Here is a 19,307-nt window from a genome sequence, read left to right as displayed (position 1 = left end):
GCGCCGAAAGTAGTTGGGGGTCTCCCCCTGTGAGGATAGGACGTTGCCAGGCCAACGCGAAAGACGATCAAGCATCCGCTTGGTCGTCTTTTTTTTTGTGGATTGCCATTAAATTTTCTATTCGTAAGCGACACATACAATCTAATTCCGAACATTAAAAGATGAAAGTGAATGGAACGAACACAATTCTGAACTTTCTGAACATCGTGAATTGAATTGCACTTTCGCCCTATACCTGTTACCATTACAGAAATATTTCGAAACAAAGATTCGGGTCCGATAGGGAAAGGGGCAATCGATTTTTATGTGGGAAAACAAGTTTGCAAAAGAAGGGTTAACGTTTGATGACGTGTTACTCGTACCGCGCTTTTCAAATGTCTTGCCAAGAGATGTGAGTTTGAGCACTAAACTTTGTGAAGGTCTAGAGTTGAACGTACCAATCATCAGTGCAGGTATGGATACGGTCACAGAAGCACCGATGGCCATCGCCATGGCACGCCAAGGTGGTCTAGGAGTCATTCATAAAAACATGTCGATGGAGATGCAGGCAGAACACGTCGATCGCGTTAAACGCTCGGAGAACGGCGTCATCACGAACCCGTTCTATTTGACGCCTGAGCGTCAAGTGTACGATGCAGAGTACTTGATGAGTAAATACCGTATCTCAGGTGTTCCAATCGTTAATTCGGAAACAGAACGCAAATTGATTGGGATTTTAACAAACCGCGACCTTCGCTTCATTAAAGATTACTCGACAGTGATTGCGGATGTCATGACAACGGAAAACCTCGTCACCGCAAAAGTAGGGACGTCCCTTGAAGAAGCAGAACGCATTCTTCATCAACATCGGATTGAAAAATTACCGCTCGTTGATGATTCAGGTGTGTTAAAAGGTCTCATTACGACAAAAGATATTGAGAAAGTCGAACAGTTCCCGCACGCAGCGAAAGACAAACAAGGTCGCTTACTCGTTGCAGCCGCCGTCGGTGTCACGAAAGATGCCGCATCGCGTGCTCAAATCCTTGTCGATGCTGGTGTCGATGCTCTAGTGGTAGACACAGCTCACGGCCATTCAGCCGGCGTCATTGAGAAAGTAAAAGAGTTACGTGACATGTTCCCAACACTCCCGATTATTGCAGGGAATGTCGCGACAGCCGAAGCAACACGGGCTTTGATTGAAGCCGGTGCATCGGTCATCAAAGTCGGGATTGGCCCAGGGTCAATCTGTACGACACGAGTCGTAGCAGGTGTCGGCGTTCCACAAATCACAGCGGTATACGATTGTGTCACAGAAGCTAGAGAACATGGTGTCACAGTCATTGCCGATGGTGGAATCAAATATTCAGGTGATATCGTGAAAGCAATTGCGGCTGGTGGTCATGCGGTCATGCTCGGTAGTCTTCTCGCTGGTGTGAAAGAGAGTCCAGGTGAGATGGAAATCTATCAAGGACGTCAGTTCAAAACATACCGTGGAATGGGTTCTGAAGCCTCGATGAAACGTGGAAGCCAAGATCGCTACTTCCAAGAAGCGGACAAGAAATTCGTGCCGGAAGGTATTGAAGGTCGTGTTGCTTATCGTGGCGAGTTGGCAGATACGGTGTATCAACTCATCGGTGGCCTTCGCTCAGGAATGGGTTATTGTGGGGCAGCTGACATTCGGGCGTTACGCGAAGATACGCAGTTTATTCGCATGACAGGGGCTGGCTTGCAAGAAAGCCATCCACATGATGTTCATATCACTAAAGAAGCTCCAAACTACTCACGTTAAACGAAAAACCGTTGTCTCGATTCAGAGGCAACGGCTTTTTATTATTATTTTTTAGCTTTGTTGACAAGAATGACTGTACCGCCATCATCTTGCGCAGGCAAGCTGACCGTGACTTTGCCATCTCGTTTGACCACATAGTTTCGTCCACTATAGCGATCGACAAGTTTCGTCTTGTACTTAAGGTTCGTTTGGAACGTAATCGTCCGCTTCGCCTCTGTCGTATTCAAGGCAACAAGGATCGAGTCCTTGCCGTGTTTTCGTTCAAAGACAGAATATCCCTTCGCAGACCCACCCGAGATAACGGCCCGTGTTCCTTTGCTAAATACTTTCGAATAGTCAGCACGAATATTGAGAAGCTTCTGGTAGTGCGTGTGCATCGCTTTGCCTTCTCCTTTGACTCGCTTCCAGTCGAAGTCATAACGGTTTTCATTGAACTCGCCTTTATCCATATCCAAGGCATGTTTTCCTGACTGACCGACCTCTTCACCATAGTAGATGACAGGTTGACCTTTCGCCGTCATTTGAAGCGAAGCGGCGACCATGTGTTTTCCTTCATCTCCTCCGGCACGTGATACGAGGAAACCATCTTCGTCATGACTACTGAGGAACTGTCCGAGCGTCGCTTCATTCGAGAGTTGTGTGTTGCGGTATTGGAGCGCGCTCTCGACGTCATCAATATTCCCGTTGATGAACCGCTCAGCTTGATATTTGAAGTCAAAGTCGAGTAGCGAATCCATTTGGCCACTCTGTAAGTAACCGCCCGTGTTGTTTACACTCGCGCCGTAATGTTCTCCAATCATCTTGAAGTCTGGTTTAAGTGCCGTTAACTCGTTTTTGAACGACTTCCACGTTGTCGAATCGACGTGTTTGACTGTATCAACGCGGAAGTAGTCGATGGTGTTACCCTTTTTCGTCTTCGAGCGTTTAATCCAATCTGTCTGCCATTTGACGAGTTGTTCACGAACAGCTGCTTCCTCTGTTTTAAAGTCTGGCAGCCCAGAGAGTGACATTTTTAAATCATCCCCATCGACCGGGTTCGAACGAATCATTCCCTCGAACGCTTTACGTTCCTGATTTGTCGGGAAGTTTGTCGCACCCGTGTCCACAGCCCCTGGTTCCATGCCGTAGCCAGGGTGGTTCAGGACGACGTCGACCATAATCTTGATGCCTCGTGCGTTTGCTTCGTCGATGAGACGATGGAACGCCTTCATATCCCCAAGATGCTCATCGAGTTTTTCGAAGTTTTTCGCCCAATAGCCGTGGTAGCCGTACTGTGAGCCGTCTTTACCGTAACGAAGATCCCAATCAATGTTGTCGACGATCGGCGTGATCCAAATTGTATTGATACCTAACTTGTCCAAATAGTCGAGTTTTTTCGTGACGCCGGCAAAGTCGCCGCCGTGATACGACTCAAGATGGTCTTGGTCGTAGTATTCACCATTCGGGTTGTTATTCGTTTTATCCCCGTCATAGAAGCGATCGGTCAGCATGAAGTAAATCCGTGCCTCGTCCCAATCAAATTCTTGCTTATCTTTCATGGAGATCGGGCGGACCGTCAACGATGTTTTCGTCTTATGAACGTTTCCGTATTGGTCAATCGCCGTAATCGTCAAATACTTATTGCCTGGTTTGACAGTATCTTTCACTGCAATCGTCTGTTTGTTCAGTGCCGGGTCTACCGCTAGCTTGGCTGGTCCACCGAGTGGACGGGCATCGATGTACATTTCTCGTAATTGGACACCTTTTGGCAACGTCGGTTTCACCTTGACGACCGCGTTTTCTCGAGAACTAATCGCTTTTGGAGCAACAGAAGCGGTCAATTTGACGTTGGGACGACGATATTCAACGCTCGACGCCTCAAAGTAAGGGTCTTTCACTTCAGTCGTGACACCGTCTTTCGTGACAAGGAATGTATAATCATGCTCCCCTTCCGGCAATTTTACCGTATGACGGAACCATTCGTTCTTCGCTTCGTAAGTCATCGGGTATGTCGTGCCATTGACTTTTAACGCGACGCTGTCGATTTCATCGAGTTGTCCTTCTTCATACAACGCTTTGTCACGGTAGAAGAACGTGACGGCACCATCTTCAAACACGGGCCCTTGAATCGTCGGTACTTGGTGGAACGTTCCTTTTCCGCTCTCGACGACGACCTTTGTGACTCGATCATTGCCGAGTTTCACATAACGGTCTTCCCCGTAACCATCCTTCACGGCCCAATCCGTGCCTTTGCGGATGACAAAGCCTACGTTGGTCGCATCTTTTCCGACCGGGATACGGAAGACGGCACCTTCTTCAGTGATTTTGTATGGATCTACTTGGCCATCTTTGGCACCAGTACTCCACGTCCATAAATTCCAATCGGTATAATCGTTGTCGGCCCGGACGTACAACATCTCGATGTAGCGTTGTGTTTTCCATGGATCGGCGATTTCAGTGATGGTTTTAAATGACGTCGTCAATGCTGGTAACGTCGTGTTCGACAGGTTTCCTTTCACAGCGTCCGCGGGAAGGGTCGCGGTATATGTTTGATTCAAGCCGAGTGCTTCGGTCGGTGTGACGGTCACTGTCGATCCGCTCGCTTCAGCCGTGAACGGTACAGCTGTCTCGCCATTCATCAAGCTGATGTTCGAATCGTCTAACGACACAGGCTCATTGAACGTCCATGTGATTGGGGATTTGATGTCCACTTGTTCCGATTGATTGGCCGGCGTGACCGCTGTCACTTCGAGTTGACTGACCGTCTCGACACCGCTCAACGTGAAGGCTGGGCTATATACCGATTGTGTCGACGGAGTCGCCGAAACATTCCAACTATCGGCGACTTTATTGGCCGCATTGCTTGGAATCGTGTCGAACGCACCGTGCTCGGTAGCGTTATTCCCGCTGAGTACCGTGAGGACCCGAACGGTATCATCATTGCTTAGACCAAGCAGGGACAATGGAATTTTGCCTTCAAATCCTTTCGTGCGGTCAATAGCAAACGAGGCGCCGTTCAAGTTGCTTAAGTTTGCGAGTGGTGTGGATTTACCTGCTTCATACAGAGCAGCTTCTTTTACTGACGTGTCGCCATCGACGCGAAGTAAAATATGATACTGTGGTTTTTTATCGGTTTGGCTAAAGTTGAACGGATAGCCAAGCGGGTTTGTCGCTACGCCTGAATCTTGTTCATTGATTTGGAGGGCGATATTTATGTACTGACCATTGTCGCCCCAGTTCGGGACGTTGTTCGCATCCACATAAAAGTAAAGGTTACGTGCATCGTTCTGCAGATAGACGTCTCCTAAATCGAATCCTTGCCAACCCGCCTGTGGGGATGTGGCGAGCGCTGGCGTGTTCGTCCAATCTGTTTTTAAGCCATCAATTGAGATTGTGGCAGGTTCGGCCAAAGCGTTCATCGGGACGCCGGCTTGGATGAGGAGAACGGATGATAAAAGTAACGTGGTCGTCTGTCGTGCCGCTTTCTTCTTCATAAAGCACCTCTTTCATGGAATGTGTCGTCTACAGGGCAACGAATTGTCAAAATTGTGCAAACGGTTTCAGGAATAGTTTAGCTGAATATGTAAGCGCTCACAATATGTTTTTTGAAAAATAATAAAAACGCCTATCGGTTAGAGAGGCGTTTGCTTCACGAGGCGTCCTTTCACAATCAACCGTTCCGTCGCATCGAACGTACACGTGACGAGCGTAATCGTCGGTTCAGTTGTTGGTTCGAGTACATCAACTTGTGTCGGGGGGACAGTCTCTAGGGAAGTAACTTCGTACTGGAACGTGTGCTTCATGTCGGTTACATAGATGGACATGCCGATGTCGAGGGTATGGAGTGGCCCGAACAGTGCGGTCGGGCTTTGCGTATAGTGGCCGGCAAGTGCGTAGTTTCCGGTTCCCATGCGCTGGGACGGATCCATCGTTCCGGCACCGACAGCCAAGTTCTCGTTATCGAGACCATATAAAATGGGCAGTTCAAGGTTAACATCTGGAATGGAAATGAGACCCAGGGTCGGTAATTCGTGAAACCGATTGCGCACAGTCAATAGTTGTTCCCAGGATAATGGCTCGACGTTTGAAAACTCAAATTCGCCGGTTTCGGGCTGTTTCGGTTGAATCTCGGCGGTCACTTGTTGACTGTTCCACGTCGCGAGTTGGTCTTTCCACCACGATTCGGATAACAGGAGTGTACCGATTAATAAGAGGAGACCACCGACGAAATAGCGTGACCGTTTCATCAATCTCTTCCTTTCTCAATGTTCCAACACGACATGAGTGCACTGACGGCGGCAGGTAGTACTTCTTCAGATAAGGCGGCAAACCCGAATAAAAGCTGTGGGACCGTATCGCTCGAGTTGATGCGATAATCGGTCATCGCATTGATTCGAATACTCGCGGCTTCGGCCAGACGTTTTAATTCTTCGCTCGACTTTGTCGTTTGGACAGATAGCACAACATGAAGGCCTGCGCTCGCCCCTGTGATGGAGACAATCGGTTCATACGGTTTGAAAGCGGCGATGATGATTTCAAGTTTACGTCGATATGTTTTACGCATCCGGTTCAGATGTTTCTCAAAATCACCGGTCGCCATAAATTCGGCCAACGTGTGTTGCTCGAAGCGGGGCACGCTGCATGTGAAGTGACGATAACGTTCCCGGTAGCGATTCAACAGCGGAGGGGGGAGCACCATATAACCGATTCGCAATGAAGGCATTAGCGATTTCGAGAACGTGCTCAAATAGACGACCCGCTCGTTTTGATCCATGCTTTGCAAGGACGGGATGGGCTTACCGCTATAACGGAATTCGCTGTCATAATCGTCTTCGATCACATATGTTTGTTGCTCCGATGCCCAGTTGAGCAGACGTTGACGGCGGCTGACCGATAAAATCGTTCCGGTCGGGAATTGATGGGCCGGTGTCACATAAAGGGCATCGATGGCTGCTTGTTCCACCACATCGACACGGACGCCACTCTCATCGACAGGAATTGGAATGAACGTCCGTCGTTGATGGGCGAAAAGTTGGCGGGTGAGCGGATACCCCGGATCCTCAATGCCGAACGTCGTGGTATCCGGCAACAGTTCTAACAATTGGGGCAACAGCTGCTCGGTTCCTGATCCGACAACGATTTGCTCGGGAGAACAATGCACACCGCGCGAATGATAGAGATAGGTCGCAATCTCTTGACGAAGGACGAAATCGCCTTGTACAGATCCAAGTGACAGCAAATCGTGATGTTCTTCCGAGACGACTTGTTTTAAGTGCCGGCGCCAACGTTCGAATGGGAAAGCGGTCGTGTCGATTTGACTCGGATACAAGTCGAACTCATATGTTTTTTTCACCGGGAGCGGTTCGATGACGCTACTGCCGCGCCGGACGTACAGTTCTTCTTGCGGTAACACGTAGAAGCCTTTGCGTGGCAACGACTCGATATATCCTTCCGCGAGCAGCTGGGCATAAGCCAGTTCGACTGTCGTTTGTGATACATCTAAAAACTCGCCTAACTTACGTTTGGACGGAAGTTTTGTCCCGGTGGTGAGGGTGTCATCGACGATGGCTTGTCGAATGTGCAAATAGAGTTGTTCATACAACGGGACGCTCGAGTCAGCCTCGAGTGAGAACGTGAGCATATCCATGGTGTGTCCTTTCTAGTCAGCCAAAGAAAAAATAAAGTACGAATCCGATGACGAGGAGGAGCGAGACCATTCCCGTTTTTCCAAAAAAACTGCGCTCATGCGCTTCGTCACGACTGTTCCATTGATCCATTCCATCATCTCCTTTAATCTTTACAACATTCGAGAATCGGGAAATGAAGTCCTTTGTTTAAACTGACCACTTCAAAAAATATAAAACTGGCACTTTCAATATAGTCAAATCAATTTATACTTGCAAGTAGACTAGCTTATTGGAGGGGATTCACTTGGAAAAGAGACAAGTAGGGACAGACAAAGTAAAACGCGGTATGGCCGAGATGCAAAAAGGTGGCGTCATCATGGACGTCATCAACGCGGAGCAAGCCAAAATTGCTGAGGCAGCAGGTGCAGTTGCCGTCATGGCACTCGAGCGCGTACCTTCAGACATTCGCAAAATGGGTGGCGTTGCTCGTATGGCCGATCCGACAATCATCGAAGACGTCATGGGTGCGGTATCGGTACCGGTCATGGCGAAGTGCCGGATCGGTCACATCGCTGAAGCCCGTGTCCTTGAATCAATGGGGGTTGATTTCATTGACGAGAGCGAAGTATTGACACCTGCTGACGAAGAGTTCCATCTCTACAAACGTGACTACAAAGCACCATTCGTCTGTGGCGCTCGTGACCTCGGTGAAGCATCACGCCGCATCGGGGAAGGTGCAGCAATGATTCGGACGAAAGGTGAACCGGGAACCGGCAATATCGTTGAAGCAGTTCGTCACATGCGTACCGTTCAAGCCCAAGTGAAACGATTGCTCTCGATGAGCATCGATGAAGTGATGACGGAAGCGCGTGACCTTGGTGCCCCGTTTGAAGTACTCATGCAAATCCGTGAAGCAGGCCGCCTCCCGGTCGTCAACTTCGCAGCAGGCGGAATTGCGACACCAGCCGATGCGGCACTCATGATGCACCTCGGAGCGGACGGCGTCTTTGTCGGATCAGGAATCTTCAAAGCGGAGAACCCTGAGAAATTTGCCCGTGCCATCGTCGAAGCAACGACATACCATGATGACTATGAGCGCATCGCGCACTTGTCGAAAGGACTCGGCGAAGCGATGAAAGGGCTCGACGTCCGCACGCTCAAACAAGAAGAACTTATGGCACCGCGAGGTTGGTAAGATGACCACGATTGGTGTACTCGGAATGCAAGGTGCGATTCGCGAACACGTCCATATGCTCGAAGCACTTGGTGCGGATACGCTCGTCGTCCGCTCGGTCGATGACTTAAATCGAATCGATGGACTCGTCTTGCCGGGTGGGGAGAGCACGGCGATGCGTCGCCTGCTTGATCGCTATGACTTGCTCGAGCCGTTACGTGAGAATACGGAGTTGCCGATGTTCGGGACGTGCGCTGGTTTGATTTTACTCGCGACCGAAGTCGAAGGATATGATGCGCACTTGCGTAAAATCCCAATGACGGTCAAACGAAATGCGTTCGGACGACAAGTTGATAGCTTTGAAGTCGATTTGACTGTCAATGGAATCGATGACACTGTCGAAGCAGTGTTCATTCGAGCGCCGCAAGTCGCATCGGTCGAAGCGAGCGTCGAAGTGCTCGCCGAGGTCGAGGAAGCGATTGTCGCGGTTCGGTATGACAAGTATATGGCCTGCTCGTTCCACCCGGAATTGACGGACGACTTGTCGATGCACCGCTATTTCTTGGACATGGTTGAAGCGACGAAGCGACAACTCGTCTGATTGAAAGGCTCCCTAGCAAATAGGGAGCCTTTTTCATGTGTTTTTTTGCTACACTGTAACGAGATACGTATAGAAAGGGGCAAGACCGTGAGACAAAGATGGATCGGATGGATGCTCGTTTGGGCAATCCTTTTAAATATGGTCGTGCCGACGGATGCATCGGCGGCACCTAAAGTTGATGCGACCGGCGCGATGCTCGTGGACATGACGACGGGACAAATCCTGTTCTCACAAGAAGAGGACGCCATGCTTCCTCCGGCATCAATCACTAAGCTGATGACCGCTTTTCTCGTCCGAGAAGCCATCGAAGCGGGTGACCTCAGTTGGAACCAAGAAGTGACCCCGAGCGACAAGGCGTTGGCGCTGACCCGAAAACCAGGATTGGCTCGGATTCCGCTCGTCAATAAACCGTACACGGTAAAAGAACTTTACGATGTGGCGTTGATTCGTTCCGCGAACGAGGCGGCGGTCACATTGGCCGAGGCCGTCTCTGGTTCGGAAGGGGTATTCGTGAAGAAAATGAACGAACGGGCGACCGAACTTGGCATGACCCAAACGACGTTCGCCAATGCATCGGGACTTGACTCTGTGTCAGCGGGACGTCCAGGGGAGAATTTGACATCGGCCAATGATTTGATGATGCTCGCTTTGGCTTATTTGACGAAGTTCCCGGAAGTGCTCGATGTGACGAAACAAGCGTATGTCGACATCGACGGGGTCCGCTTCGAAGCGACGAATCGGATGCTCGCCGGTCGAGATTTAGCCTATCCGGGCATGCTTGGCTTCAAAACGGGCACGACCGACGATGCCGGTTACTGCTTCATCGGCGTGTCGACGCGAGATGGACGTACCGTGCTGTCGGTCGTTCTCGGAGCGAAGACCGATCAAGGGCGTTATACTGCCACGAAAGCTCTTCACGACTATGCATATGGAGACTTCGTCTTAACCCCGATCTTACGGACAGGCGAAATCGTCCCGGCGACGCTCCATGTCGCTGAAGGTGCGGTCGAGACAGCGAAAGTGCGCACGACGTCGGCCTTTGAAGTGCTCGTCGAGAAAGGGCAGGATGTACCTGAACCGACTTACGATCTTCCGGATACGAAAGCCCCAATTGCGGCCGATCAACAGGTCGGGACCGTCACCATCGAGCCTTCTGGAAGCGTTCGGTATCTAGATGGTGAACTTCCACCTAAAGGAACGCTCGTCGCGGCCGAACCGGTCGAGATGGCGTCGTTTTTGACACGTATGACGCGTGCCTTCTCCGACTTTTTAGATGAGATTCGACTCGTGCTCGGAAAACTGAGTCTTGTCGATAGAGTTGAGATGTTGTAAAGTAAAACTAATTCAATGACAGATGCAATGATGGGGAAAAGTACGTTACGGTCATCTACTGACAGAGAGCTAGTGGTTGGTGCAAACTAGTGGGATGATGTAACCGAATCGGCCTCGGAGCATTGGCTTGGAAACAAGTCACGTTACGCACACGTTACGTGCATCGAGTGGCCCGATTTCGGGCAACGAGGGTGGCAACGCGGATCCAAGGTGGTTCGTCCCTTTCCTACGGGAAAGGGGCGTGCCACCTTTTTTATGTGAAAAAGGAGGAATAATGAATGTTAGACATTAAACGATTACGAACAGATTTTGAAGAGATTAAAACGAAGCTTGCTTATCGAGGAGAAGACTTGAGTGCGCTTGATCGTTTCCCGGAGTTAGAAGAGAAACGCCGCAACTTGATCAATGAGGTTGAAGTGAAGAAAGCGAAACGAAATGAAGCGACAAAAAAAATTGCGGAATTGAAACGCAACAAACAAGATGCGGATGCACCGATTCTCGAGACACGCCGCCTCGGGGACGAAATCAAATTGCTCGATGAAGAGTTGCGTGAAGTCGAGGCCGAATTGAACTTGATTCTCCTCAGCATCCCGAACATCCCGCACGAATCAACGCCGATTGGCGAAACGGAAGACGATAACGTCACCATCCGTGAAGTCGGAACAAAACCGACGTTCGAATTCGAACTCAAACAGCATTGGGACGTCATGGAAGATTTGAAAATCGTCGATGTGGAACGAGCGGGTAAAGTGACAGGCAGCCGGTTTGTCTTTTATAAAGGTCTCGGCGCCCGTCTCGAACGTGCCCTCATCAACTTCATGATGGATATGCATGCCGATGAACATGGCTATTCTGAGGTGCTCCCTCCTTATATGGTCAACCGCGACGCGATGACCGGGACGGGACAACTTCCTAAATTTGAGGAAGACGCATTCAAAGTGGCGGATACGAACTATTTCCTCGTACCGACGGCAGAAGTTCCGGTAACGAACATGCACCGTGACGAGATCATCACGGAAGACCAACTTCCAATCACGTATACGGCGTATAGCGCTTGTTTCCGTTCAGAAGCGGGATCAGCTGGTCGCGACACGCGTGGGCTCATTCGTCAGCATCAGTTCAACAAAGTCGAGCTCGTCCGGTTCGTGAAACCTGAAGAGTCTTATGAACAACTCGAGCTCTTGACGGGCCACGCTGAAGAAGTGCTTAAGCGTCTCGGTCTCCCATATCAAGTGCTCAGCATGTGTACGGCCGATCTCGGCTTCACGGCTGCGAAGAAATATGACATCGAAGTATGGATGCCGGCGCAAGGGATGTATCGCGAGATTTCATCTTGCTCAAACTTTGAAGACTTCCAAGCGCGCCGGGCCGGAATTCGTTTCCGTCGCGAAGCGAACGCGAAGCCGGAATTCGTCCACACGCTTAACGGATCTGGTCTCGCTGTCGGCCGGACCGTCGCTGCGATTTTAGAGAACTTCCAACAGGCTGACGGTTCAGTCGTCATTCCAGAAGTGCTACGTCCATATATGGGCGGTATCGAGAAAATTGAAATGCCTCACTAATGAACAAACCAACCCGTCTGAACCGTATCGTTCAGGCGGGATTTTTTTTTGGTTTTTTTAATGTTTTTGCACAAAAGGGTTTGACATCTGCTTGCCAAGTTGATACTATAAATCATGTCGAGCGAGATGATTGCTCACCAATTGTATATGAGCTTTGGAGGTGTACCCAAGTGGTTTAAGGGAACGGTCTTGAAAACCGTCAGGGGTGTAATAGCCTGCGTGGGTTCGAATCCCACCACCTCCTCCATTTTTATTTTTGGAGGCTCAACAATTTCATACTATTTTGGAGGTGTACCCAAGTGGTTTAAGGGAACGGTCTTGAAAACCGTCAGGGGTGTAATAGCCTGCGTGGGTTCGAATCCCACCACCTCCTCCACTTTCTTTTTTTTACACTTTTTTAAGCCTGGAGTTGTACCCAAGCCCGGCTGAAGGGGACGGACTCGAAATCCGTTAGGAGTCGTAAGGCTCGCGTGGGTTCGAATCCCACCAACTCCGCTTGTTTTGGCATCTGCATGGGCAGATGCGTTTTTTTATGGTCGTAGACTCCGGTCTGCGGCTTTTTTGTTTGTGTCAATCCGGCGAAAAACAGCTAATCCGGTGACTAATCGGGAATCTTAATCATATAGACTGTGATGGCGCAAAGGGAAGGAGATGAGCGTCATGGATTGGATTGAGATGTATATCGATGAGGTCGTGCGACACGTTCCTCCGAAACGGCGCGAGGAGGCGGCTACCTCGATTCGGCAATCGATCGAGGCGGCATTGCCCGAACACCCGACTGAGGCGGACGTGAAACGAGTGTTAGAGGAGATTGGGCATCCAACCGTCGTTGCCGCACGTTATAAGGAAGGACAGTATGTCATCGGACCACGTTTTTTCCCAATGTATGTGACCGTAATTAAACTTGTCGTTCCAATCGTCTTAGCTGTCGTTTTCTTCGGTCTCGTGTTGTCTAGCATGCCGACGTTCTCAGGACCGCTTATGCCGACGATCGGCACATTTTTGACGAACATGTTCGATGCGCTGTGGGAGGTCGGGATTCAGCTCGTGTTTTGGATTACGCTCGTCTTCTTTTTGATTGAGCGCTATGCACCTGATGATGTACCGGCGCCAGATATGAAATGGGATGTGTCCAAGCTGAAAGAACGGGTGAAGGGCGGTCGAATCAGTAAATTTGACGCAGGGTTTGGGTTGTTTTGGACAGCTGTGTGGTTTGGCGTGTATATTAACGCCGAACAGTTACTAGGGATTTATGAATCTACGAACGCGGGGTTCACGATGATCACTCCCATCTTCAATCAAACGTTCCTGATGGATGTGATTTGGTTATTTGTGACCGTCATCTTGCTTCAAGTCGTACTTGGGGTATGGAAATGGATGAACGGACATTGGACGTATGCCCTCGCTTCGTTTAATTTGATCTACAATATTGCCTCGGCAACGTTCATCATCTGGATGGCCAGTTCCCCACAGTTACTCGACCCGCGATTTTTGAACTGGATCGAGACGAACGTTCCGAACGGCGTGCTCTCGTTCGATTGGGTATTTGGATTGGTCGTCGCCATCACGATTTTGGCAGCAGTGTTTGATGCCATCGACGGTTTCCGAAAAGCTCGGAAGACGCCGACGTACCGAAAACCTCATATCGCCCACACATAAAAAAGAAGGTGCACCGCTCAAGCGAGCGGTGCACCTTCTTTACTTATCTGACTTTCGCTTCGCGAGCGATCGTCAATTGTTTCTCGATTTTCTCCAAGATGAGTTCAACCGAGTTCGGGTCATTGATCAAGTCATACTCTTCGATTGAGAGACGAAGTACAGGGCAAAGGTTGAAGTTGTTGATCCACTCCGTATACCGAGCGTACATCTCTTCCCAATATGTGATCGGTGTTTGTTGTTCCATCTCGCGCCCGCGCATTTGAATGCGGTCGAGTACTTGCTCGAATGAGCCTTCAAGATAAATGAGAAGGTCAGGGTGTGGGAAGAATGGTGTCAGTACCATCGCTTCAAACAAACTTGAGTACGTCTCGTAGTCGGTTGGAGACATCGTCCCTTTTTCATAGTGCATCTTGGCAAAGATGCCAGTATCTTCGTAAATCGAGCGGTCTTGGATAAAGCCGCCGCCGTATTGGAAGATTTTCTTCTGTTCTTTGAACCGTTCAGCCAAGAAATAGATTTGAAGGTGGAAACTCCAACGCTCAAAATCATGATAAAATTTATCGAGATAAGGGTTCGTGTCTACTTTCTCGAGTGAAGTGCGGAAGTTGAGGGCATCGGCAAGTGAGTTCGTGATCGTTGATTTACCGATTCCGACCATTCCACCGATCGTGATGATCGTATCGTTCGGAATGTTATATTTTTCATTCAGCGTCATTTGATTTTTGCTCCTTTAGTCAATTCTAATTCACGTTCGATCGTCGAGAGGACGTGCGTCAAATCATCCGGATTTTGGACGAAGTCGAGCTCATCTCCGCTAAACGAAAGAATCGTCACTTCGGGATGCGTCGCGCGGTATGATTCGATAAACGTTTCATAATCATGAGCGAGCTGTTCGAGGTAATCGCGAGACATGTTCTCTTCTACTTCACGTCCACGCAAGGCGACACGTTTCATTAACGTCTCGATGCTGGCGTGTAAGTAGATGACGACATCAGGTTTCGGCATATCGTGTGTCAAAATCTTATAGATTTGCTCATATTTGTTCAAATGAGCTGGTCTCAGGGAACGGTGAGCGAAAATTAAGTTCTTGAAAATATGATAGTCAGAAACGACGGATTGCTGTTGACTCAAGTGGTGTTTGTGGATATCGTCTAATTGCTTGAAGCGATTGCAAAGGAAGAACATCTCCGTTTGGAAGCTCCATTCGTCGATATCTTCATAAAACTTGCCGAGAAACGGATTCTCTTCTACAATTTCATTCAGCATCTGCATTGAAAAGTGCTGACTGATGATATGGGCCAGTGACGTTTTCCCGACACCAATCGGTCCCTCTACCGTTATAAACATATGATGTCATCCTCCATTATCCAAAGTGCAAGTTCCATTCTAGCATACAATGAAGTGGATAGGGCGAGCGAAATGATTTTCATTTTTTTTCATAATAAGTGATCAGAAACGGAGTGTGTATATGGAACGAGATGAACGATTTATGAGGCTCGCCATAGAAGAAGCAAAGAAGGCGGAAGCAATCGGCGAAGTCCCGATTGGATGCGTCATCGTTAAAGGTGATGAGGTGATTGCCGCGGGTTATAATCGCCGGGAAACGGACTTATTGGCAGCGGCTCATGCCGAAATGATTGCGATTGAACAGGCGAACCAGGCGCTCGGCAATTGGCGTTTGGAGGATTGCGAACTGTTCGTCACGTTAGAGCCGTGCCCGATGTGTGCGGGGGCCATCGTGCTGTCTCGTGTGAAGCGTGTTATCTTTGGTGCCTATGATCCGAAGGGAGGGTGTTGCGGTACGCTCATGAACCTCGTTCAAGACGAACGCTTCAACCACCAATCCGAAGTGACAGAAAATGTTTTAGCAGAAGAGTGTGGCGAGTTGCTGACGAGCTTCTTCCGAAACCTTAGAGAACGGAAGAAGCAGGCGCGGCTTGAACAGAGAGGTTGCAACCCATCTGATTAAACAGTATAATGTAATAGCACTCAACGTAGTGCCTAACTTCATTTACCCATTTGCCGTGCTAGGCGGGGAGGTAGCGGTGCCCTGTAACTCGCAATCCGCTATAGCGAGACTGAATTCCGATTCGAGGGAGTGCATTGGTGTGGCCTGTCCTCGTGTAAGTGGCGTTGACGTCTGAGTCCTGCGCAACGGTCACCCATGAACCAGGTCAGGTCCGGAAGGAAGCAGCCTTAAGTGGTGACGTACCGTGTGCCGCAGGGGTGCTTGGGCCGAGCAAACTGCATGAGTAACGCACATTGACGTGCTTTCAGAAATCGGTGCGCGGCAGATTTATTTAATAACTTCAATCTACGGCCCCAGGGTTGTAGATTTTTTTGTATGATGAAATAGAGAATGTAAGGAAGAAAGGAGGCGGGGACATGGCGTATCAAGCGTTGTATCGGGTTTATCGTCCGCAGTCGTTCCAAGAGGTTGTCGGTCAAATTCATATCACACGTACGATTCAAAATGCGTTGCTTGAGGAACGAATGTCACATGCCTATTTGTTCTCGGGTCCACGAGGGACCGGGAAGACAAGTTTGGCGAAAATTATCGCGAAAGCCATCAACTGCGAGACAGCACCCACACGAGAACCGTGTAACACATGCCCGACTTGTATCGCAATCACGGAAGGGACGAGCCCGGACGTGTTTGAAATCGATGCGGCTTCAAATAATGGGGTCGACGAGATTCGAGAAATTCGGGATAAAGTCAAATATCCGCCTTCTCAAGCGCGCTTCAAAGTATATATCATTGATGAAGTGCACATGCTTTCGACAGGTGCCTTCAACGCCTTGTTAAAGACGTTAGAAGAACCTCCGGCGCATGCCATCTTTATTTTGGCGACGACAGAACCGCATAAAATTCCAGCAACTATCATCTCGCGTTGTCAGCGTTTTGATGTGAAACGGCATGAAGTCGGTCAATTGCAGACACGTATGGCATATATCTTGAACGATCAAGATTATGACTATGATCCAGAGGCGCTCAAGCTGATTGCCCGTGCTGCCGATGGTGGGATGCGCGATGCACTCAGCCTACTCGATCAAGCGCTCGCTTTTAGCGATGGCCGTTTGACCGAAGACGCTGTGCTAGAAGTGACCGGCGCGGTGACAGATGATGCTCTGCTCGATATGGCTTACGGCTTACAGCAAAAGCAACTTGATCAAATTTTGAGTACGTTGGAAACGATGCTGCGTGAAGGTAAGGATTTGAAGCGATTCATTGAAGATCTCGTATTCGTTCATCGTGACGCCTTACTATTAAAGGCCTCACCTCAAGCGGTCGATTTACTCGAACGCGCTCGCCCGACAGAGACGTTCCGACAATTTGTTGAAGCGACGTCGACAGATGAACTATTCCAAGTGATTGAAGAGTTGAATGATTGTCAGCAACAGATGCGATTATCGAATCATCCGAAAGTTTTGGTGGAACTAACGTTTATTCGTATCGCCGAACAAGGGCGGACGATGACAGAACAGATGAAACAACTTCAAGAGCAGGTCCGTGAACTGAGTCGCGAGTTGAGTGAAGTCAAAAAAACGGGAGTCCCTGCAGCGGAAGCAACAACAGAGAAACCTAAAGTTGCCAAGCGAACTCAAATTCGAGTCCCGAAAGAACGCATCCGTCAATTATTGCAACGAGCGGAACGACAGCATTTAAACGCAATACGTGATAGCTGGGAAGATATCATGGGGAATATCCGAACGCAGGATGGTCCAATTTTTGCACTATTCTATGAGAGTGAGGCTGTGCTTTGTGCTAGTGACACCTTACTGGTACAATTTAAAGATGGGATGACGTGGCACTACGAGCAAGTTAGCTCGAACGGTCGCACGCGAGACGTGATTGAACAAGCCTTGTTTGAAGTGACGGGAATTCGTCGAGAAATCATGGCCGTACTAGAGACCGATTGGGTTGAGTTGAAGAATGAGTTCATCCTTCGTAAACAAGCTGAACGTTCGGATCATAAAGAAGAGGAAGTGGTTGAAGAAGATCCACTTGTCTCGAAGGCCGTTGAACGTTTCGGTGACGTCGTTGAAATTGAAGAAGTTTAAAAGGAGGCGCTCTACATGCGTGGAATGGGAAACATGAACAATATGATGAAGCAAATGCAGAAAATGCAAAAAGATATGGCGAAAGCTCAAGAAGAATTGAAAGACTTGACTGTTGAAGGTACGGCAGGTGGCGGCATGGTAAAAGTTATCGTCAGTGGACATAAAGAAGTGCTAGATGTCATCATCGCTGAAGATGCTGTCGATCCAGATGACGTCGAAATGTTGCAAGATCTTGTTTTGGCAGCAGTTAACGACGGGATGAAGCAAGCTGACCAACTCGTTAATGACAAAATGGGACGTTTTACGCAAGGGATGAACCTTCCAGGCTTTTAAGTGAAGAAAGGAACGATGTGAGTTGCAATACCCTGAAGCGATCGGACGTTTGATTGAAAGCTTTACCAAATTGCCGGGCATTGGTCCGAAAACTGCCATACGTCTAGCATTCCACGTATTAGATATGGAAGAAGACGATGTGCTGACGTTCGCTAAGGCTCTTGTCAGCGCTAAGCGTGATATTAAATATTGTACGGTATGCGGGCACATTACAGATGTTGACCCATGCGCGATTTGTACGGATTCCCATCGCGACGAGACGGTGGTCTGTGTTGTTCAAGATTCTAGAGATGTGATTGCGATGGAGAAGATGCGAGAGTATCGTGGGAAGTACCATGTCTTGCATGGGGCGATTAGCCCAATGGAAGGGATTGGTCCTGAAGATATTAACGTGTCGAGCTTGTTAACGCGTCTTCAAGAAAATGAAGCGATTAGTGAAGTGATTTTGGCCACTAACCCGAACATCGAAGGGGAAGCGACTTCAATGTATCTGTCCCGACTCTTAAAACCGACTGGAATTCGTGTAACGCGTCTGGCGCACGGTTTACCTGTAGGCGGCGATCTAGAATATGCGGATGAAGTGACCTTATCAAGAGCGATGGAAGGTAGACGCGAACTATGAGATGGTTTCGCAAACCTCTCCGAGACGGATATGACCAACGATTTTTGTTAGAGCTGTTAGATGCTAAGGCGAAGTACGAATCGAAACGTCACATACTTGAAGTGAGTATCGAAGACACTGGGGAATTAGCAGCGCAAGTTAAACAAGCGGAAGCATTGTACTTCTTTTATTTAAAAGAGGCGAAGCAACGCAAAGTTTCACTTTCGAATTTAAGATCGTAAGGCGAGATATTCCATCTCGCCTTTTTATATGCCGAATGGTTAGGTCCATTCAACGTTCACTTTTTTCTCTATATAATGAAGAAACTAGAAACGCGTTCATCATTTTCTACAAAAAATGCAGACGACTAAAAAATAATTTAAAGTTTTTCTGAAAAAGCTATTGTGTATTCAAAGTTTTATTGATATATTAATAGACGTCGCCGAGAGCGGTTTTAAAAATCTAAAAAAGATATTGACTTCTCGTTAATAGCTTGTTAAGATATTTAAGTCGCCAAGAACGACAGACGAACTTTGAAAACTGAACGATGAGGCAAAAATAAGTTTTACAATTTTTGAATGAAGCGCAAGCTTCGTCATTTTTAAAGAG

16 protein-coding genes, 3 tRNA genes, 1 other RNA gene and 1 other annotated feature are annotated in these 19,307 nt (G+C 48.7%); of the genes, 15 read left to right on the top strand and 5 right to left on the bottom strand.

Annotated features, from left to right (window positions below):
• Window positions 1-304 precede the first annotated feature (304 nt).
• On the top strand, window positions 305-1,768 hold the full coding sequence (guaB, locus tag KNP60_RS15340; RefSeq protein WP_034781919.1) for an IMP dehydrogenase: 1,464 nt from the start codon (window positions 305-307) through the stop codon (window positions 1,766-1,768).
• 44 nt (window positions 1,769-1,812) lie between these two features.
• Here guaB and KNP60_RS15335 read toward each other — a convergent pair whose 3' ends face one another.
• The 3 genes from KNP60_RS15335 to pdxR form a co-directional block, all read right to left on the bottom strand.
• Complete coding sequence (locus KNP60_RS15335; RefSeq protein ID WP_214797812.1) at window positions 1,813-5,241, bottom strand: alpha-amylase family glycosyl hydrolase; 3,429 nt, start codon at window positions 5,239-5,241, stop codon at window positions 1,813-1,815.
• 138 nt (window positions 5,242-5,379) lie between these two features.
• The gene (locus tag KNP60_RS15330) at window positions 5,380-5,994 is read right to left on the bottom strand and encodes a class A sortase (RefSeq protein WP_214797811.1); all 615 of its coding nucleotides are present in this window, start codon (window positions 5,992-5,994) and stop codon (window positions 5,380-5,382) included.
• Complete coding sequence (pdxR, locus tag KNP60_RS15325) at window positions 5,994-7,394, bottom strand: MocR-like pyridoxine biosynthesis transcription factor PdxR (protein WP_034781910.1); 1,401 nt, start codon at window positions 7,392-7,394, stop codon at window positions 5,994-5,996. The genes KNP60_RS15330 and pdxR overlap by 1 nt, the downstream gene beginning before the upstream one ends.
• 284 nt (window positions 7,395-7,678) lie before the next feature.
• On the opposite strand from pdxR, the gene pdxS reads away from it, so the two are divergent.
• The 8 genes from pdxS (at window position 7,679) to KNP60_RS15285 (ending at window position 13,702) form a co-directional block, all read left to right on the top strand.
• On the top strand, window positions 7,679-8,569 hold the full coding sequence (gene pdxS, locus KNP60_RS15320) for a pyridoxal 5'-phosphate synthase lyase subunit PdxS (RefSeq protein WP_021066746.1): 891 nt from the start codon (window positions 7,679-7,681) through the stop codon (window positions 8,567-8,569).
• A gap of 1 nt (window position 8,570) precedes the next feature.
• Window positions 8,571-9,149 carry a pyridoxal 5'-phosphate synthase glutaminase subunit PdxT gene (gene pdxT, locus KNP60_RS15315; protein WP_214797810.1) on the top strand — a complete coding sequence of 193 codons (579 nt, stop codon included), beginning with the start codon at window positions 8,571-8,573 and terminating at the stop codon, window positions 9,147-9,149.
• 87 nt (window positions 9,150-9,236) lie between these two features.
• Window positions 9,237-10,481, top strand: a complete 1,245-nt coding sequence (locus KNP60_RS15310; protein WP_353048656.1) for a D-alanyl-D-alanine carboxypeptidase family protein — start codon at window positions 9,237-9,239, stop codon at window positions 10,479-10,481.
• 18 nt (window positions 10,482-10,499) lie between these two features.
• Window positions 10,500-10,707: a binding site (T-box leader), on the top strand.
• 52 nt (window positions 10,708-10,759) lie between these two features.
• Window positions 10,760-12,043, top strand: coding sequence for a serine--tRNA ligase (gene serS, locus KNP60_RS15305; protein WP_214797809.1), 1,284 nt, complete (start codon window positions 10,760-10,762; stop codon window positions 12,041-12,043).
• Window positions 12,044-12,199: 156 nt separating this feature from the next.
• Window positions 12,200-12,290 (top strand) — tRNA-Ser (locus KNP60_RS15300).
• Window positions 12,291-12,328: 38 nt separating this feature from the next.
• Window positions 12,329-12,419: transfer RNA gene (locus tag KNP60_RS15295), tRNA-Ser, on the top strand.
• A 29-nt stretch (window positions 12,420-12,448) separates the two neighbouring features.
• Window positions 12,449-12,538, top strand: a tRNA-Ser gene (locus KNP60_RS15290).
• Between the two features lie 165 nt (window positions 12,539-12,703).
• Entirely contained in the window at window positions 12,704-13,702 is a 999-nt protein-coding gene (locus KNP60_RS15285) for a hypothetical protein (RefSeq protein ID WP_214797808.1), read from the top strand.
• Between the two features lie 43 nt (window positions 13,703-13,745).
• On the opposite strand, the gene KNP60_RS15280 is transcribed toward KNP60_RS15285, so the two are convergent.
• Both KNP60_RS15280 and KNP60_RS15275 read right to left on the bottom strand, forming a co-directional pair.
• Window positions 13,746-14,417, bottom strand: a complete 672-nt coding sequence (locus KNP60_RS15280) for a deoxynucleoside kinase (protein WP_021065290.1) — start codon at window positions 14,415-14,417, stop codon at window positions 13,746-13,748.
• On the bottom strand, window positions 14,414-15,049 hold the full coding sequence (locus KNP60_RS15275; RefSeq protein WP_034781893.1) for a deoxynucleoside kinase: 636 nt from the start codon (window positions 15,047-15,049) through the stop codon (window positions 14,414-14,416). Before KNP60_RS15275 ends, KNP60_RS15280 begins: the two co-directional genes overlap by 4 nt.
• A 121-nt stretch (window positions 15,050-15,170) precedes the next feature.
• Here KNP60_RS15275 and tadA point away from each other — a divergent pair, with 121 nt between their 5' ends.
• From tadA to KNP60_RS15245, 6 genes are all read left to right on the top strand, one after another.
• A complete protein-coding gene (gene tadA, locus KNP60_RS15270) occupies window positions 15,171-15,671 on the top strand; it encodes a tRNA adenosine(34) deaminase TadA (protein ID WP_214797807.1) in 501 nt (166 codons plus the stop codon).
• Between the two features lie 53 nt (window positions 15,672-15,724).
• Window positions 15,725-15,993: signal recognition particle sRNA large type (gene ffs, locus KNP60_RS15265), an RNA gene on the top strand.
• A gap of 94 nt (window positions 15,994-16,087) precedes the next feature.
• Complete coding sequence (dnaX, locus tag KNP60_RS15260) at window positions 16,088-17,764, top strand: DNA polymerase III subunit gamma/tau (protein ID WP_034781888.1); 1,677 nt, start codon at window positions 16,088-16,090, stop codon at window positions 17,762-17,764.
• A 15-nt stretch (window positions 17,765-17,779) separates the two neighbouring features.
• The gene (locus KNP60_RS15255; RefSeq protein WP_034781885.1) at window positions 17,780-18,097 is read left to right on the top strand and encodes a YbaB/EbfC family nucleoid-associated protein; all 318 of its coding nucleotides are present in this window, start codon (window positions 17,780-17,782) and stop codon (window positions 18,095-18,097) included.
• 22 nt (window positions 18,098-18,119) lie between these two features.
• The gene (gene recR, locus KNP60_RS15250) at window positions 18,120-18,719 is read left to right on the top strand and encodes a recombination mediator RecR (RefSeq protein ID WP_021065285.1); all 600 of its coding nucleotides are present in this window, start codon (window positions 18,120-18,122) and stop codon (window positions 18,717-18,719) included.
• Window positions 18,716-18,940 carry a YaaL family protein gene (locus KNP60_RS15245; RefSeq protein WP_034781883.1) on the top strand — a complete coding sequence of 75 codons (225 nt, stop codon included), beginning with the start codon at window positions 18,716-18,718 and terminating at the stop codon, window positions 18,938-18,940. Before recR ends, KNP60_RS15245 begins: the two co-directional genes overlap by 4 nt.
• Window positions 18,941-19,307 lie beyond the last annotated feature (367 nt).

The sequence above is a fragment of the Exiguobacterium sp. s5 genome, assembly GCF_018618075.1.
Taxonomy (GTDB): Bacteria; Bacillota; Bacilli; order Exiguobacteriales; family Exiguobacteriaceae; genus Exiguobacterium; species Exiguobacterium mexicanum_A.
Note: the sequence above shows the minus strand (reverse complement) of the source record. Positions and strands in the feature narration are given on the sequence as shown.

Bases quoted from the DNA above. Each gene is read 5' to 3' on its own strand.
- serS (WP_214797809.1), top strand. From the start codon at position 10,760: ATGTTAGACATTAAACGATTACGAACAGATTTTGAAGAGATTAAAACG.
- KNP60_RS15280 (WP_021065290.1), bottom strand. From the start codon at position 14,417: ATGACGCTGAATGAAAAATATAACATTCCGAACGATACGATCATCACG.
- KNP60_RS15255 (WP_034781885.1), top strand. From the start codon at position 17,780: ATGCGTGGAATGGGAAACATGAACAATATGATGAAGCAAATGCAGAAA.
- pdxR (WP_034781910.1), bottom strand. From the start codon at position 7,394: ATGGATATGCTCACGTTCTCACTCGAGGCTGACTCGAGCGTCCCGTTG.
- pdxT (WP_214797810.1), top strand. From the start codon at position 8,571: ATGACCACGATTGGTGTACTCGGAATGCAAGGTGCGATTCGCGAACAC.
- KNP60_RS15275 (WP_034781893.1), bottom strand. From the start codon at position 15,049: ATGTTTATAACGGTAGAGGGACCGATTGGTGTCGGGAAAACGTCACTG.
- guaB (WP_034781919.1), top strand. From the start codon at position 305: ATGTGGGAAAACAAGTTTGCAAAAGAAGGGTTAACGTTTGATGACGTG.
- KNP60_RS15335 (WP_214797812.1), bottom strand. From the start codon at position 5,241: ATGAAGAAGAAAGCGGCACGACAGACGACCACGTTACTTTTATCATCC.
- tadA (WP_214797807.1), top strand. From the start codon at position 15,171: ATGGAACGAGATGAACGATTTATGAGGCTCGCCATAGAAGAAGCAAAG.
- dnaX (WP_034781888.1), top strand. From the start codon at position 16,088: ATGGCGTATCAAGCGTTGTATCGGGTTTATCGTCCGCAGTCGTTCCAA.
- KNP60_RS15245 (WP_034781883.1), top strand. From the start codon at position 18,716: ATGAGATGGTTTCGCAAACCTCTCCGAGACGGATATGACCAACGATTT.
- KNP60_RS15285 (WP_214797808.1), top strand. From the start codon at position 12,704: ATGGATTGGATTGAGATGTATATCGATGAGGTCGTGCGACACGTTCCT.
- KNP60_RS15330 (WP_214797811.1), bottom strand. From the start codon at position 5,994: ATGAAACGGTCACGCTATTTCGTCGGTGGTCTCCTCTTATTAATCGGT.